The sequence below is a fragment of the Bradyrhizobium sp. LTSP849 genome, from assembly GCF_000938255.1.
Lineage (GTDB): Bacteria > Pseudomonadota > Alphaproteobacteria > Rhizobiales > Xanthobacteraceae > Bradyrhizobium.
The window spans coordinates 1-13,837 of record NZ_JYMR01000018.1; the positions used below are offsets into that span (position 1 = coordinate 1).

Consider the following 13,837-nt stretch of genomic DNA (forward strand, 5'->3'; position numbering starts at 1 on the left):
TGTTGGATTAGTCCAATTGGTGCGTAACAGTCCTTATGGACAGCCATAAGCGCAGTACTCAGCTTGAACGGCTTGAGGTGGTCGAGACTGGTCGCCGGCGACGCTGGTCGGATGACGAAAAGCTGCGGATCGTGACCGAAAGCTTTCAAGCGCCGCGCGCGATATCGTCGACAGCAAGACGCCATGGCATATCACGTTCGTTGCTGATGACATGGCGGCGCTCGTTCGGTCCCGAGCCGATCAGCCCTCAAAGCGAGCAATCCGGCTTTGCGCGGGTCGTCCTTGCCGCTGAGGTCGAGCCGGCGGTTGCTGCCACAGCGACGAGCGGGCAGATGGTGATCGTCGTTGGCCGGGATCGTCGGGTGATTGTCGATGCGGGCGTCGATGCGGCCGCCCTGGCGCGGGTGCTGCAGGTTCTGGAGCGTCGATGATCCCAGTCTCTTCGAGCGCACGCATCTGGATTGCGACCGGCTACACTGACATGCGCAAGGGCATGCAGGGTTTGTCATTATTGGTGCAGGAAAGCCTTGGTCGCGATCCGTTCGCCGGAGATGTCTTCGTGTTCCGCGGACGCGGCGGTTCGCTGATCAAGGCCTTGTGGCACGATGGAATTGGATTGTCGCTCTACGCGAAGCGGTTGGACCGTGGCCGTTTTGTCTGGCCGGCGACGGTGGGCGGTGTGGTGGGGCTGAGCGCGGCGCAGATGAGTTATCTGCTGGAGGCGATCGACTGGCGCAATCCGCAGCACACGTGGCGGCCACAGAGCGCAGGATAGGCTCAAAAAAGTTCTGAGGTGCGGAAGAAAAGACGCCTCAAATCGCCTCTTTTGTGATTCCATCGGGGCCATGGGTGACGGCCTTGAATCGCTGCCAGACGACATCGAAACGCTGCAAGCGGCATTGATCGTTGCTCGGGCGGAGGCTGCGGCCGCCCGTGCCCGGCAGTCCGACGACCAGGCGTTGATCGCCCATCTGAAGCTGCAGATCGAGAAACTCAACCGCGACCGCCATGGTCCGCGCTCGGAGCGTACCGCGCGGCTATTGGATCAGCTTGAACTGACGCTGGAGGAGCTGGAGAGTTCGGCGACGGAGGACGAACTCGCCGCCGAAATGGCCGCGGCCAAAACCACGAAGGTGGCGTCGTTCACGCGCAAGCGGCCGTCACGCCAGCCGTTCCCGGAGCATCTACCTCGCGAGCGGGTGATCGTGCCGGGACCTGTGGCGTGCGCCTGCTGTGGCGGCGCGCGGCTGTCCAAGCTCGGCGAGGACATCACCGAGACGCTGGAGGTGATCCCGAAATCCTGGAAAGTGATCCAGCACGTCCGCGAGAAGTTTACTTGCCGTGATTGCGAGAAGATCAGCCAGGCTCCGGCGCCGTTCCATGTGCTTGCCCGCGGCTGGGCGGGGCCAAGCCTGCTGGCGATGGTGCTGTTCGAGAAGTTTGGTCAACATCAGCCGCTGAACCGGCAAGCGGAGCGCTATGCCAAGGAGGGCGTGCCGATCAGTCTGTCGACCCTGGCCGACCAGGTCGGCGGCTGCACCGCGGCGCTGGCACCTTTGTTCAAGCGCCTCGAGGCCTACGTACTGAGCGCCGAGCGATTGCACGGGGACGACACCACGGTTCCGGTCCTGGCCAAAGGCAAGACCGACACCGGCCGGATCTGGGTCTATGTGCGCGACGACAAGCCTTTTGGAGGGCAGGCCCCGCCGGGCGCGGTGTTCTATTACTCGCGCGATCGGGCCGGCGAGCATCCCCAGGCTCACTTGGCCAACTACAGCGGAATCTTCCAGGCCGATGCCTATGGCGGCTATGGCAGGCTTTACGAACCGGGCCGCAACGCAGGTCCGATCCTGGAAGCCGCGTGCTGGGTCCATGCCCGGCGGCCGTTCTTCGTGATGGCTGATCTGGCCGAGAATGCGCGTCGCAAGGCTCAGGGCAAGAGGCCGGCAGTGATCTCGCCGCTGGCGCTGGAAACAGTCCGCCGGATCGACGCCCTGTTCGAGATCGAGCGGACCATCAACGGTCAGAGCGCCGAAAGGCGCCAGGCAGTTCGCCGGGAACTCAGCGCGCCGCTCGTGGCCGATCTGGAAGCCTGGATGCGCACACAACGCGCCAAGCTCTCGCGCAGCAACGATGTCGCCAAGGCCATGGACTACATGCTCAAGCGCTGGAGCGCATTTACCCGCTTCCTCGATGACGGCCGCATCTGCCTGTCCAACAATGCGGCGGAGCGTGGCGTGCGCGGCATCGCTTTAGGTCGGAAGTCGTGGTTGTTCTGCGGCTCGGATCGCGGCGGCGAGCGGGCGGCGGTGATGTACAGCCTGATCGTCACCGCCAAGATGAACGACGTCGATCCGCAAGCCTGGCTCGCCGACGTTCTGGCGCGCATCGCCGAGCATCCCGTCCAAAGGCTCGACGAACTGCTGCCATGGAATTGGCGCTCTGCCATCCGGAACGTTGATCAAGCCGCCTGAGCCGAAAATGACCCGCGCGCGGTCTTCGCCGGATGCTTACTATGAATCGGCACTTCGCCTGCCAGTTTGGACACTTCCCCCATGTAAGGCACATGGTCACGGATGCGGGCGATGAATTGGTCAGCGACATGACTTGGGCGCACTACCGGCTGCTCAAAGCTGGCGACCGAAAAACGGTGTTTCATCGCCCGGCGGACTGGATTCCTCCCGCCTCGACCCCCAGCGACGGGTAAGTCTGCCGCATCTTGGAAAACCACGCGTTGTCAGGGATTTCCAAAAGCTACATGGCACATATTTGGCACATGGCGGGGGAGTTACGGTGCACTCAACGCGCCGTCAGAGTTGAGTGCACCGGACTGCAATCTCCGAAAATGGCCCGTATCACGCGGGCTATTCTTGTTTGACCACCGCTCCGGGTGGAAACGTCAGCGACACCCTCCCGCAAATCTGCTGTCGCGCGCGACTGCCCTCAATCAGGAAAGCTCAGGATCATCTTCAACAGTTTCGGAAACCGCGCATTGATGTCCCCCTCGCGCAAAACGTTGCGGTGCTGGACGCCCTGCTTTGACGTCCGGATCAGGCCGGCTTCGCGCAGGATGCGGAAATGGTTCGACAGGGTTGATTTCGCCATCTCAGGGCAAGGCGCCGCTTCGGTGCACGACATACAATCGTTTTGCGCGGCCAGGCTTTTGACAATGCGCAGCCGCATCGGATCCGCGAGAGCTGCAAGCACCCCGGCCAGCGTAATCTCGTCCCGCGATGGGTGAACGAACTGCACCATGACTAAAATATAGCGCCTCCCTTGAACTTATTCAATAGTTCACTAGTATTGAACTATTGAATATCGCGTACAGCCGGATCATGGAGAACTGCGATGACCAAGAGACTCGAAGGAAAAGTTGCGCTCGTGACCGGCGCATCCAAAGGCATCGGTGCCGAAATCGCTACCCGGCTTGCGGCTGAGGGTGCGGCGGTCGCTGTCAACTACAGCACCAGCAAGCAGGCCGCCGACCGCGTGGTCGCGGCCATCGTCGCCAAGGGTGGCAAGGCCGTCGCGGTCCACGGCAACCTGGCCGACTCCAAGGACGTGAAGAGCGTGGTCGCAGAGACCGTGAAGGCGTTCGGTGCGATCGACATCTTGGTCAACAACGCGGGCGTTTACGAATTCGCCCCGCTCGAGGCCATCACGCCTGAGCATTTCCACAAGCATTTCGACCTCAACGTGCTTGGCCTGCTGTTGGTCTCGGGTGAAGCGTCGAAGCACTTCAACCCCAATGGCGGAAGCATCATCAACATCAGCTCCGGCGTATCGACCATCGCGCCGGCGAACACCGCCGTCTACACCGCGACGAAAGCATCGGTGGATGCAATCTCCGCCGTGCTGGCCAAGGAGCTGGCGCCGCGCAAGATCCGCGTCAACGCCGTCAATCCGGGTATGATCGCCACAGAAGGCGTCGTCTCCGCCGGCCTGCACGAGGGCGACATGCGCAACTGGATCGAATCCGCCACCCCGCTCGGCCGCATCGGCAAGGTTGAGGAGATCGCCGCCGCGGTGGCCTTCTTCGCGTCGGACGATGCATCCTACATCACGGGCGAGACACTTCACGTCACCGGCGGGCTGCGCTGACAAGGCACGAACTTTGGCCGGCCGACGGTGCTGAAGGCCGTCGTCCCGGCATGGTCGGTGGTGGTGTATCTCCGCAACCAAGTTCGGACATCCGGTTCCGATGAGAAAATGGCCCGCATCAAGCGGGCCATTTTTGTTTTGCGGGGGACGGATCCCGACATCAGCGCGAGTCATTCAGGTCTCATCTCAGCGGGCGGAAGACCGGTAGCTCGTACCGCCGTCTGGCGTCGAAAATGATCGACGTCTCAATGCGCGTGACGCCTGGCCGGATCGTGAACTGATCGAGCGCAAGATCCTTGAGGTGCTGGGTGTCGTGGACCACGACATGAACGACCAGATCGTAGCGCCCGGAAACGAGGAAGGCTGACCTCACTTCGGGCACGCTGACAATCTCGTCCAAGAACTGATCGACGATGCCGCGGTTGTGTTTCGAGAGCTCGATCATCAGCAATGCTTCGAGCCCGATGCCGAGCGCCTTGGGATTCACCTCGACATGAGTTCCCAGCAGGATGCCGGTCTCACGCATCCTTCTGATCCGCTCATGCGTGGTGGAGGGTGCAAGGCCGATCTCGGCGGCGATCTCTTTGACCGAGAGCCGGGCGTTATTCTGCAAAAGCCGCAAAATGCCGACGTCAATTCGGTCAAGGTCGGGAGTCTGAGTGATATCCCGTGATTCATTCGGTCGATCTTTATCCATGCCGATGTAATATCAGTATAATGTCGAATTTTGCAGATTAATTATGGCTGGTGGGGCCGATCGCCGCTGATTTGACGGACGACGCGCTCGGCGAGCGGACAGCTCGCCGGGGCGGCTACTGGCCACGTTGTGCGCTCTGAGCCGGGAAGGATTGTGATGTCACGACGTAACGAACAGCAAGGGTTCGCCACCAGAGCGATCCATTTCGGATACGACCCTCTCGACTACCACGGCGCTTTGAATCCGCCGGTCTTCCTGACATCGACATACGCCTTCGACACAACGGAGTCTGGTAGCGCGCGTTTTGCAGGCGAAGCACAGGGATATATCTACGGTCGCGTCGGCAACCCGACGGCCACTGTTCTGGAAACCCGTCTCGCCGCGTTGGAAGAGGGTGAAGCCGGCCTTGCGACGTCATCGGGCATGGGGGCGCTGACAGCGGTCATCTGGACGCTCGCCAAAGCCGGGGACGAGATCATCGCCGACAAGACGCTTTATGGCTGCACCTTCGCCCTGCTTCACCATCATCTCGAGCGATTTGGAATCACCACGCGCTTTGTAGACATGACTGACGCGGCCAATGTTGCGGCTGCGATCGGCCCGAAGACGCGACTGGTCATCACGGAAACGCCGTCCAATCCGAACATGCGCGTCGTCGACATCGCCGCCATTTCCGAAATCACCTCCCGGCATGGCGCGTTGTTCGTCGTCGACAACACCTACTGCACACCCTATCTACAGCGACCTTTGACACTCGGTGCCGATATCGTCGTTCATTCGGCGACGAAATATCTCGGCGGCCACGGCGATCTGCTGGCGGGCGTCGTCGTCTCGCGCAAGGAACTCGTCGACCAGTTTCGTTTCATCGGTATCAAGGAAATGAACGGCGCATGCATTTCCGCGCTGGATGCATTCCTTGTTCTCCGCGGCCTCAAGACCCTGTCGCTGCGAATGGATCGCCATTGCGCGACCGCCGAACGATTGGCCCACGACCTCGAGGGCCATCCCGCGGTCGCGCGCGTTTTCTTTCCTGGCCTTTCCAGTCATCCTCAGCATGCGCTCGCGACCCGGCAAATGAAGGCCTATGGCGGCATGATCGCGATGGAACTCAAGGGCGGGCTCGCCGCCGGCAAGGCATTCATGGATGCGACAGCCTTGGTGACCCGTGCGGTCAGCCTCGGCGACGCCGAGACCCTGGTTCAGCATCCCGCCAGCATGACGCACGCGACATACGCGCCTGAGGAGCGTACCAGGCACGGATTCACCGATGGGCTCATCCGCTTGTCGGTCGGCCTGGAGGACTACGAGGATCTGCGCGCCGATATCTTCGGGGCTCTTTCCAAGATCGAGCAATAGAAAGGTTCAGGCGCTCGCCTGAGCTCGATATCGCTCGGCGATCTGGGCAGTTCGGGCCTGGCGTGGCGTGATCTTGATCTTTCCAACCGCCGGACATCTGCTAGCTTGGCGGCATGTTCCGGTCCATTCAGCAGCTTCGGGATACGGCGGCCGCAACCATGCTCGTCGCCGACGACGATCAGCTTACGCTGATGGGTGGAGGCGGTGACTACTTCATGCCGTGGCACTGGCATGACGGCCTGATGATTTTCCTGCCTCGCACCGGCGCCGTCGATTTTCGCGATGAGACGAGAAAGTCGGGGGCCTGGCTGAGCGAGGACCGTTTCGTTGCGGTACGAGGGGGCCTGGCGCACCAGACTGCCGCGGCCCGCAGCGGACATCGTCATCTGGCGATCTACACGACCGACGAGCAGTTCGCCAGGATCGAGGCGCGCCTGGGATCGCTGAGCCGGGTCCGGGCCAGGCTTGATCTGCCCGCCTTCTTTTCGATGACCCCGGAGATACGATCGCTCCAGAGCCTGTGCCAGGCAGCGGCAGATCCCGACGATGTGGCAAACCGCACCGCGCGAGGCCATGTCGCGGCGGCGCTTCTGATCAATTGCCTGTCTCAGATCGAACGCAGCGAGCAACTTTCGGCGGCCCGTGCCGAAGGTCATGGCGACGCGCTCGTGTCCGAGATCAAGAGCTTCATCAGGCAAAATGTCGCCAACGACCTGCCGCTGGATGTGATCGCTGATTTCTTCGGTCTCTCCAGGCGGCATGTCACGCGTTTGTTTCGTGAGAAGACCGGCATGTCGCTGCTGGAATGTCACGAGCGGGAGCGGGTGATGCGGGCGCGCGAACTCCTGCTGGAGACGAATTTGCCTGTCGGAGAAGTCGCCTGGCGGGTTGGATTTGAATCCGGCTCGTCCCTCGCCCGGACCATGCGGCGCGTGGTCGGCCTTACGCCCACGGACATACGTAAGGGTATGGCCCGATCTGACGGGACATAGGGCCCGTCCGGTCGCGCACAGGGCGGCATTCGCCCTTACCCTCAATCCTTGCCGGAGTTCGACATGGCGAGGGTGAGCAGATCACAATGGAAAATGTCCAGCGGGACGACTTCATCACCTTCACGGATGTGATGAAGACTTTCCAGATCGGCGCCGAGAGCCACACCGCGATTCGTGGTGTCACGATGTCGATCAAGCGTGGTGAAGTCGCGATGCTGCTGGGGCCGTCCGGCTGCGGAAAGTCCACGCTGCTCAATCTGGTTGCCGGGCTGATCGGGCCGAGCGCGGGGCAGGTCGCCTATGACGGCGCGCCTGTCGTCGGATTGAATCCGAAGGTCGCCTACATGACGCAGCAGGACCATCTGCTGTCATGGCGGACGGTTGTAGAGAACATCTCGGTCCCACTGGAAATCGCCAGACTTCCTCGCAGTCAACGTGAGGCGCGGATAGCAGAGCTCCTGGCGCTGGTCGGACTTGAGGACTTCGCCAGATCATATCCGAGCCAGATCTCCGGCGGCATGCGGAAGCGCTGCGCGCTGGCGAGACTGCTCGCCGCCGACCGCGAAACGCTTCTGCTCGACGAGCCATTCGGTGCATTGGATGCGCAACTCAGGATGACCCTCCAGGCCGAACTCCTGCGAATCTGCCGGAGCGTCAATCTCACCGTGATGTTCGTGACGCACGACATCGAGGAGGCTGCCGCGTTGGGGGACAAATGCGCGGTGTTCCAGGGCCGCCCGGGCACGGTCGCGAAAATTGTCGACAATCCGCTGCCCAGGGATCGCGACCTGATGCGCTTGCGATTCGACGCGCGCCACCACGCCTTCACCAACGAGCTGTGGACGCTGCTGACGCCGGACCTGAATTCGTCCTCGCCGACTCCACTTGCGGCAACAGCCTGAGGAGGCACGTCATGGAGAAAGCTCCGTCGACATCGACGATCCTGCTCGCCCGCCTCGGGCTCCTGATGTTCCTGCTGTTGGGTTGGCAAGTCGGGTCGACCTGGTCGGGGAGCGAGTTCTATGTTTCGACGCCATCCATCATTGCCGCGAGTTTCTGGTCGGCGTTGAGAAGCGGGGAGTTGTTGTTCCACGCCTCGATCACGACCGTCGAGGCCTTGCTCGGCTTCTTGATTGGCGGGGGCGCCGGCATCGTCGTGGGTTTGCTTCTCGGCAGTTCGCGTCTTCTTGCCGATATTCTGGATCCATTCCTGACCGCTTTGTACAGCCTTCCCAAGGTCGCTTTGGCGCCACTGTTCGTGCTGTGGCTCGGCATCGGCATTGAAATGAAGATCGTGCTGGCTGCCGCCACCGTTTTCTTCCTCGTCTTCCTCAATACCTACACCGGTGTTCGCAGTGTGAGCAGAGAGCAGTTGACCGTCATCCGCCTGATGGGAGCGTCCGAACGCCAATTGATGACGAAGCTGGTGCTGCCTTCCGCGATCAATTGGGTCTTTGCCGGCCTGCGGCTGTCGGTGCCGTATGCGCTGATTGGCGCGATCGTCGGCGAGATCATCGCCTCCAACAGAGGCCTCGGCTACCTCGTTTCCAACGCCGCTGCCAAATTCGATACGCCCGGCGTGTTCGCGGCCCTGATCGCGATTGTCGCTCTCACGATGCTGCTGAATCTTGCGGTCAAGACGGCTGAGCGAATGCTCATGCCCTGGAAACAGGCCGAAGAACACCGCGAAACCACCGTGTAGCGCGTCGTTCGCACCCACTCGCCCTTTCGTCCCGCGGAGATCAACATGCCAGTCACACGCCGTAAGGCAATCGCAATCACCAGCGCAGGTGTCGCCGGCATTCTCGGAGCCCCCGTCATTGCGCAGTCGAAGCAGAAGGTCGTCCTTGGTCAGCCCAGCGAGGGCTTCATCTACATTCCGATCTACGTGGCGCGAACCAAGGGGTTCTTCGAGCAGGAGAGCCTGGATGCCGAGGTGATCACCTTCTCCAAGGGAGGCGCCGAAGCGCTGGCCGCCGTGCTGGGTGGTCAATCCGACATCTATGTCGGCAGCCCGACCGTCCAATTGAGGGCACAGGAGAAGGGGCAGTTGTTGAAGTCGTTTGCCGCGGTGCAGACCCAGTTCGGCTCCGACCTGGTTCTGTCGGCCGACGTCGCCAAGAGGATCGACCTGGCCAATCTGTCGGATCCCAAGGCGAAGGCGGCGGCCTTGAAAGGGCTCACCATTGCCGTGGCCGGGCCCGGCAGCCTGACCGACCTGATGGTCCGGCACATTGCGCAGTTCGGCGGATTGAATCCGGATCGCGACATGACCATCACGCCGATCGGGGGAGGCGGCAGCATGCTCGCCGCCTTCGGTCAGAAGCGCATCGATGGATATGCATTGTCCGCGCCGACCTCGACGACGGGCATCGAGCGTTTTGGCGGTGCCATGCTGTTCAATTTTGCCAAGGGCGAGTATCCGCCGTTTGCCAACTTTCTCTTCTATACCTTGATCGCGCGGAATGACTGGATTGCCGGAAAGCCCGAGATGGCGCAGAAGGTGGTCCGAGCCCTCTGGAAGGGGCTTCGATTTGCAAAGACAAATCCGGATGAAGCTCGGGAGGCGGTGCGTCCCTTTTTTACGCAGGTGCCAAAGGGCGAGTTCGACATGGCCTGGGCGTTGAGCCTTCCGTCATTCGGCGACAATCCGAAAATCGACGAGGCAGGTATGTTGCAGAACTACGGTTTCCTGCAAGAGGCCGAACGGAGGCCTGTCACCGTTCCGGTCGCAGAATCCTACACCAACGCGATCGTCGATGCCGTCGCGCCGTCCATGAAGTGAGCCGTCCGATGACCGAGATCGAACTTGTCAGTGTGTTCACGCACCTGGGGCGCGGTGGCAACCCTTGTCCAATCGTCGTCGATGCATCGAACCTTCCGAGCGCGGGAATGCAGTCGGTGGCCCGGCATTTCGGGCACGAATCGGGTTTCGTGCTGCCGGCCCCAGGCCTCGACTCCGACTATACTTTCCGGTTCTGGGTTCCGCGGCATGAGATGGAGATGTGTGGTCACGCGACGATTGGTGCGCTCTGGGCCCTTGCGATCAAGGGCCGTTTGCCGGGCGAACAGGTTCGCATCCAAACGCTCAGTGGACCGGTGACAGGCTATGTCGATCGTGGAAGCTCGGGTGAGCCATCTGTCGAGATCAGCCAGCCGGTCGGCAAGGTCGTCGATTTGACGCGCGCCGAGGAGGATGAGGTTCTGTCTGCGCTCAAGATATCGCGTGGCGATCTGCTTGATCTTCCGGTGCAGAACGCCGTCACGTCGCGCGTGAAGACCCTCGTCCCGATCAAGGGCGGCCGCGAGCTCAATGAGCTGGTACCGGACCCGGCGCAGATCGAGGCGTGCTGTGGGCGGATCGGGTCCACTGGACTTTACCCCTACGCCATCGAACATCAGGGCGAACGGCGTTTCGAGGCGCGACAGTTTCCGAAATCATCAGGCTACCCGGAAGATGCTGCCACCGGCATCGCCGCCGCGGCACTCGCGTTCGGACTGCTTAGGAACGGCCTTGTCGAACGCAACAGCGAGCGGATCACTGTCATGCAGGGGCGGGCCATGGATGCCTTGTCCGAGATCCACGTTCGCCTCGGCTTCGCCGGCAGCCGGCCTGTCGGCTGCCTTCTTGGCGGCTCCGTGACGCTCGTGGAGTCGCATATCTTGCAGCTCGAAGACGCGAGGCCCACGGCTGATTCATGACAGCGAGCGAGACTTTAGCCTTCAGACCTGCGCCTTCAGACCTGCGCCTTCAGCGCGGTGGCGAGAAAATCAATCGTGGCGCGAACGCCGGGCAGCATGCCGCGCCGGGACGGAAACACGAGATGGATGATGCCGTCCTTGGCGCTCCAGTCCGGCAGAATGCGGACCAGCAGTCCATCGCGCAGGGCGTCCTGACATTGAATTTCGGGCAGCAGGGCTACGCCGATCCCGGCTTGGGCCGCCTCGATGAGAATGGCAAAGTCACCGGCCGAGACCTTCGGCTCGACCGCGATCGAGGCCTTTTGCCCCCGGGGGCCTGAAAGCTCCCATGTGCGCGGACCCGGCGTTTCCGTTGCATCGAGCAGCGGCAGCCGCGAAAGGTCGCTCGCCTCCTTGGGCGCTCCATGCTCCCTGAGGAGGGCTGTGTTCGCGACCAGAATCCTCCGGCTGATCCCGATCTTGCGCATTTGCATCTCGGCGTCGGTGTCGAGATTTTCCCGGATGCGAATGGCGACGTCGACCTGCTCCTCGATCAGGTTGATGGGCCGGTTGGTGATGAGGAACTGGGTCCTGAGGCGCGGATATTTCGCGAAAAGCTCGGGCAGTTTCGGCGCAAGCGTCCTCTGGACGCCGACGGGGCAGCCGATGCGGACGAGGCCCTGAGGTTCGGATTTCATCCGCAGGGCGACTTCATCCACGGCGTCTGCGGCGTCGACCACGGTTTGCGCGTACCGATAAACGTCCCGGCCGACGGCCGTGATGCTCAGACGGCGCGTCGATCGCTCGATCAGGCGAACGCCCAGCTGCTCCTCCAGCAGCGCGACATGGCGGCTGATCCTGGACTTAGGCAAGCCGAGTGCGCGGGCCGCTGCCGAAAATCCCTCGTGCTTGACCACGGCCGCGAAGAAGTAGAGATCGTTGAAGTCCCGCATGAAGGGCGCCGCCGGGTCAATTCCTCCCGCGTTCGGCGGGATCAGGGCATTCATCCGCATCATAAATTCTCCCGGCTTTCAACGCCGAATCGCTGCTGTCGACCGGAAAGCGGGTCGACGGGCCCCAAATCTCGCTTCAGAAATCAGTCTCGCTTCAGAGATCATCGTCCCCGCAGCTCTTCGGCGTCGCGATGTCACCGTCGTCTCCGTCATCGTCCCGCATGACCGGTGTCAGACAGGCGTGCTGGAAGCTTCGCAGCGTTGCGATCAGCTTGATTTTCAACATGTCGAACATGATCCGTCTCCTTCGATGGACCGGTTATAGAGACGGTTGATCCGCCGCATTAGCCGGCGTGGGTCGGACGGACCGTTCCATTGGCTGAACGACGTCGCGCAAGGCTGCTGCTGGCCGGCGATCGTTCACCAGATGGAACGATCCGTCTGAAATTGACCGACTAATCGCCAGACCGGTTCAGACCGATAACAGGGGGGAAGCGGACGCCGACAGGGTTCGCGACCGGCGAGGCCAAGGCCTGCGAAATCAAGGCTTGGCTCGCCGAAATTCAATCATCGCAAGCAAGGACCACGATCATGAGCTTCACCCGTTATCTTCCCTTCGCCGGCCGTCTTCTGATCGGCCTCCCGTTTGCCATGAGCGGCCTCGGCAAGCTGGGCGCCTACGCGGCGACCACGGCCCTCATCAGTTCGGCGGGGCTGCCGCTACCGCCGCTTGCTTATGCCGTGGCCGTCGTCGTCGAACTGGGCGGTGGCCTGCTGCTGATCGCCGGCTACCAGGCCCGCGCCGTCGGGCTTGCGCTCGCCGTGTTCTCGATCGCGACCGCTGTTGCATTTCACAGCAACTTCGCCGACCAGAACCAGATGATTCACTTCCTCAAGAACGTGATGATGGCCGGTGGACTGCTCCAGATCGCGGCCTTCGGCGCCGGCGCGCTCAGCATCGACAACCGCGCCAAGAGCACGGCGTCCTACGCCGGGGCAACTGTCACCGGCTAGGCCGAATTCGAACCCGGCGACGGGAGACATGACACCATCACGCGCCTGGGTTCAAAGTTCTCCGATGTGAAGAAGCCCGCCGTTTGGCGGGCTTCTTGTTTGCCGGTTGTTTGCCGGCTCCGCCCGGCGAAGAGCCGAACGGCACCACCGATGCTACGACGTAGACCGAGCTCTTCGACTCGGCGATCCGGACGCGGTCGCTCGGTTGGTTGCGTCCGGCCGTGCCGGAGAGTCGATGTCCGAGGAACGCGTTGCAGGCTTCCAGACCGCGAGGCGTTGCATGGTGTCGTGCGCGGCCGCAGCGACCTGAACAATCGCCCTGCTGATGTCCTCTTCGGTCGATGATGCCTCGGACAGAACCAGGCTGATGCAGCCGGTCAATCCGATACCCTTGTCCGCGAACGGGGAAGAGATGCCAATGCGTCCCTTGTCGACCTCGCCGCGCGCGACGCAATAGCCTGCGCGCTGGATCGCTTTGACGTTTGCCAAAAACGCCTCGCGGCTCTCGCCGAAGCCCGCTCGCCTGATATCATCCGACTGCCGATCGTACAGTTTTGTCAGCCGCGGGCGATCCAGCGCGGCGAGAACGGTCTTTGACGAGGAGCCGCGATATAGCGGCATCGGGCGCCCGACCTGATAGCTCACCGCCTCCTGCGGTCCCGGCGCCATCTCTTGATGGACGCACATCACGCCATCGAAATACGACCGGCAAAGCAGAACAGCACTTCCGCGCGGGGCAGTCGCCGCCAAGGCCATGCAAACGGGGCGTGCGACCTGGAGCAGGGGATCACCGACTTGCAGCAATCGATAAAGCTGAAGGATTCTCGGCCCGAGCGAATAGCCCTCGTCGGATACGCGGTCGAGGAATCCTGCGCGGCTCAATGCGCCCACCGTCCGATAGGCCGTGCTGCGGGGAAGCTCCAGTTTGGCCATCACCTCGTCAATGGTCACGATCCATTGCCGGTCGGTGAATAGATCCAGGAGCGCTGAAAGGTGTTGGACTGATCCAGTTCCTGCCACGGCCTTTACCTCAACATATTCAG

The 13,837-nt window shown here is 62.0% G+C and carries 16 protein-coding genes; 11 read left to right on the plus strand and 5 right to left on the minus strand.

Features of this window, described 5'->3' with window-relative positions:
- The first annotated feature begins 35 nt into the window (after positions 1 to 35).
- The 3 genes from tnpA (at position 36) to tnpC (ending at position 2,474) form a co-directional block, all read left to right on the plus strand.
- On the plus strand, positions 36 to 431 hold the full coding sequence (gene tnpA / locus UB31_RS13445; protein ID WP_044999804.1) for an IS66-like element accessory protein TnpA: 396 nt from the start codon (positions 36 to 38) through the stop codon (positions 429 to 431).
- Positions 428 to 775 carry an IS66 family insertion sequence element accessory protein TnpB gene (tnpB, locus tag UB31_RS13450; protein ID WP_044999806.1) on the plus strand — a complete coding sequence of 116 codons (348 nt, stop codon included), beginning with the start codon at positions 428 to 430 and terminating at the stop codon, positions 773 to 775. Before tnpA ends, tnpB begins: the two co-directional genes overlap by 4 nt.
- Before the next feature lie 70 nt (positions 776 to 845).
- Complete coding sequence (tnpC, locus tag UB31_RS13455; protein WP_044999807.1) at positions 846 to 2,474, plus strand: IS66 family transposase; 1,629 nt, start codon at positions 846 to 848, stop codon at positions 2,472 to 2,474.
- 469 nt (positions 2,475 to 2,943) lie between these two features.
- Here the strand turns inward: tnpC and UB31_RS13465 are convergent, their stop codons facing one another.
- A complete protein-coding gene (locus UB31_RS13465; protein WP_045011186.1) occupies positions 2,944 to 3,255 on the minus strand; it encodes an ArsR/SmtB family transcription factor in 312 nt (103 codons plus the stop codon).
- Positions 3,256 to 3,348: 93 nt separating this feature from the next.
- On the opposite strand from UB31_RS13465, the gene UB31_RS13470 reads away from it, so the two are divergent.
- The gene (locus tag UB31_RS13470) at positions 3,349 to 4,101 is read left to right on the plus strand and encodes an SDR family NAD(P)-dependent oxidoreductase (RefSeq protein WP_045011187.1); all 753 of its coding nucleotides are present in this window, start codon (positions 3,349 to 3,351) and stop codon (positions 4,099 to 4,101) included.
- Positions 4,102 to 4,282: 181 nt separating this feature from the next.
- Here the strand turns inward: UB31_RS13470 and UB31_RS13475 are convergent, their stop codons facing one another.
- Positions 4,283 to 4,798, minus strand: coding sequence for an Lrp/AsnC family transcriptional regulator (locus UB31_RS13475; RefSeq protein ID WP_045011188.1), 516 nt, complete (start codon positions 4,796 to 4,798; stop codon positions 4,283 to 4,285).
- A 156-nt stretch (positions 4,799 to 4,954) separates the two neighbouring features.
- Here UB31_RS13475 and megL point away from each other — a divergent pair, with 156 nt between their 5' ends.
- The 6 genes from megL to UB31_RS13505 all read left to right on the plus strand — a co-directional run bounded on the left by megL (position 4,955) and on the right by UB31_RS13505 (position 10,848).
- Positions 4,955 to 6,154, plus strand: coding sequence for a methionine gamma-lyase (gene megL / locus UB31_RS13480; RefSeq protein ID WP_045011189.1), 1,200 nt, complete (start codon positions 4,955 to 4,957; stop codon positions 6,152 to 6,154).
- A 158-nt stretch (positions 6,155 to 6,312) separates the two neighbouring features.
- On the plus strand, positions 6,313 to 7,146 hold the full coding sequence (locus tag UB31_RS39890; RefSeq protein ID WP_197090815.1) for a helix-turn-helix domain-containing protein: 834 nt from the start codon (positions 6,313 to 6,315) through the stop codon (positions 7,144 to 7,146).
- 86 nt (positions 7,147 to 7,232) lie between these two features.
- On the plus strand, positions 7,233 to 8,048 hold the full coding sequence (locus tag UB31_RS13490) for an ABC transporter ATP-binding protein (protein WP_045011190.1): 816 nt from the start codon (positions 7,233 to 7,235) through the stop codon (positions 8,046 to 8,048).
- 11 nt (positions 8,049 to 8,059) lie between these two features.
- Entirely contained in the window at positions 8,060 to 8,848 is a 789-nt protein-coding gene (locus UB31_RS13495; RefSeq protein WP_050031906.1) for an ABC transporter permease, read from the plus strand.
- Between the two features lie 45 nt (positions 8,849 to 8,893).
- A complete protein-coding gene (locus UB31_RS13500; RefSeq protein WP_045011191.1) occupies positions 8,894 to 9,931 on the plus strand; it encodes an ABC transporter substrate-binding protein in 1,038 nt (345 codons plus the stop codon).
- Between the two features lie 8 nt (positions 9,932 to 9,939).
- The gene (locus tag UB31_RS13505) at positions 9,940 to 10,848 is read left to right on the plus strand and encodes a PhzF family phenazine biosynthesis protein (protein ID WP_045011192.1); all 909 of its coding nucleotides are present in this window, start codon (positions 9,940 to 9,942) and stop codon (positions 10,846 to 10,848) included.
- A 35-nt stretch (positions 10,849 to 10,883) separates the two neighbouring features.
- Here the strand turns inward: UB31_RS13505 and UB31_RS13510 are convergent, their stop codons facing one another.
- Positions 10,884 to 11,843, minus strand: a complete 960-nt coding sequence (locus UB31_RS13510) for a LysR family transcriptional regulator (RefSeq protein WP_050031905.1) — start codon at positions 11,841 to 11,843, stop codon at positions 10,884 to 10,886.
- Positions 11,844 to 11,934: 91 nt separating this feature from the next.
- Positions 11,935 to 12,075 carry a hypothetical protein gene (locus tag UB31_RS41415; protein WP_156175330.1) on the minus strand — a complete coding sequence of 47 codons (141 nt, stop codon included), beginning with the start codon at positions 12,073 to 12,075 and terminating at the stop codon, positions 11,935 to 11,937.
- A 296-nt stretch (positions 12,076 to 12,371) separates the two neighbouring features.
- Here UB31_RS41415 and UB31_RS13515 point away from each other — a divergent pair, with 296 nt between their 5' ends.
- Positions 12,372 to 12,794 carry a DoxX family protein gene (locus tag UB31_RS13515; RefSeq protein WP_045005511.1) on the plus strand — a complete coding sequence of 141 codons (423 nt, stop codon included), beginning with the start codon at positions 12,372 to 12,374 and terminating at the stop codon, positions 12,792 to 12,794.
- A 153-nt stretch (positions 12,795 to 12,947) separates the two neighbouring features.
- Here the strand turns inward: UB31_RS13515 and UB31_RS13520 are convergent, their stop codons facing one another.
- Complete coding sequence (locus UB31_RS13520) at positions 12,948 to 13,814, minus strand: IclR family transcriptional regulator (RefSeq protein ID WP_082078521.1); 867 nt, start codon at positions 13,812 to 13,814, stop codon at positions 12,948 to 12,950.
- Between the last annotated feature and the right edge of the window lie 23 nt (positions 13,815 to 13,837).

Coding starts and splice junctions, on each gene's coding strand:
- tnpA (WP_044999804.1), top strand. CDS start 36: ATGGACAGCCATAAGCGCAGTACTCAGCTTGAACGGCTTGAGGTGGTC.
- tnpB (WP_044999806.1), top strand. CDS start 428: ATGATCCCAGTCTCTTCGAGCGCACGCATCTGGATTGCGACCGGCTAC.
- tnpC (WP_044999807.1), top strand. CDS start 846: ATGGGTGACGGCCTTGAATCGCTGCCAGACGACATCGAAACGCTGCAA.
- UB31_RS13465 (WP_045011186.1), bottom strand. CDS start 3,255: ATGGTGCAGTTCGTTCACCCATCGCGGGACGAGATTACGCTGGCCGGG.
- UB31_RS13470 (WP_045011187.1), top strand. CDS start 3,349: ATGACCAAGAGACTCGAAGGAAAAGTTGCGCTCGTGACCGGCGCATCC.
- UB31_RS13475 (WP_045011188.1), bottom strand. CDS start 4,798: ATGGATAAAGATCGACCGAATGAATCACGGGATATCACTCAGACTCCC.
- megL (WP_045011189.1), top strand. CDS start 4,955: ATGTCACGACGTAACGAACAGCAAGGGTTCGCCACCAGAGCGATCCAT.
- UB31_RS39890 (WP_197090815.1), top strand. CDS start 6,313: ATGCTCGTCGCCGACGACGATCAGCTTACGCTGATGGGTGGAGGCGGT.
- UB31_RS13490 (WP_045011190.1), top strand. CDS start 7,233: ATGGAAAATGTCCAGCGGGACGACTTCATCACCTTCACGGATGTGATG.
- UB31_RS13495 (WP_050031906.1), top strand. CDS start 8,060: ATGGAGAAAGCTCCGTCGACATCGACGATCCTGCTCGCCCGCCTCGGG.
- UB31_RS13500 (WP_045011191.1), top strand. CDS start 8,894: ATGCCAGTCACACGCCGTAAGGCAATCGCAATCACCAGCGCAGGTGTC.
- UB31_RS13505 (WP_045011192.1), top strand. CDS start 9,940: ATGACCGAGATCGAACTTGTCAGTGTGTTCACGCACCTGGGGCGCGGT.
- UB31_RS13510 (WP_050031905.1), bottom strand. CDS start 11,843: ATGATGCGGATGAATGCCCTGATCCCGCCGAACGCGGGAGGAATTGAC.
- UB31_RS41415 (WP_156175330.1), bottom strand. CDS start 12,075: ATGTTCGACATGTTGAAAATCAAGCTGATCGCAACGCTGCGAAGCTTC.
- UB31_RS13515 (WP_045005511.1), top strand. CDS start 12,372: ATGAGCTTCACCCGTTATCTTCCCTTCGCCGGCCGTCTTCTGATCGGC.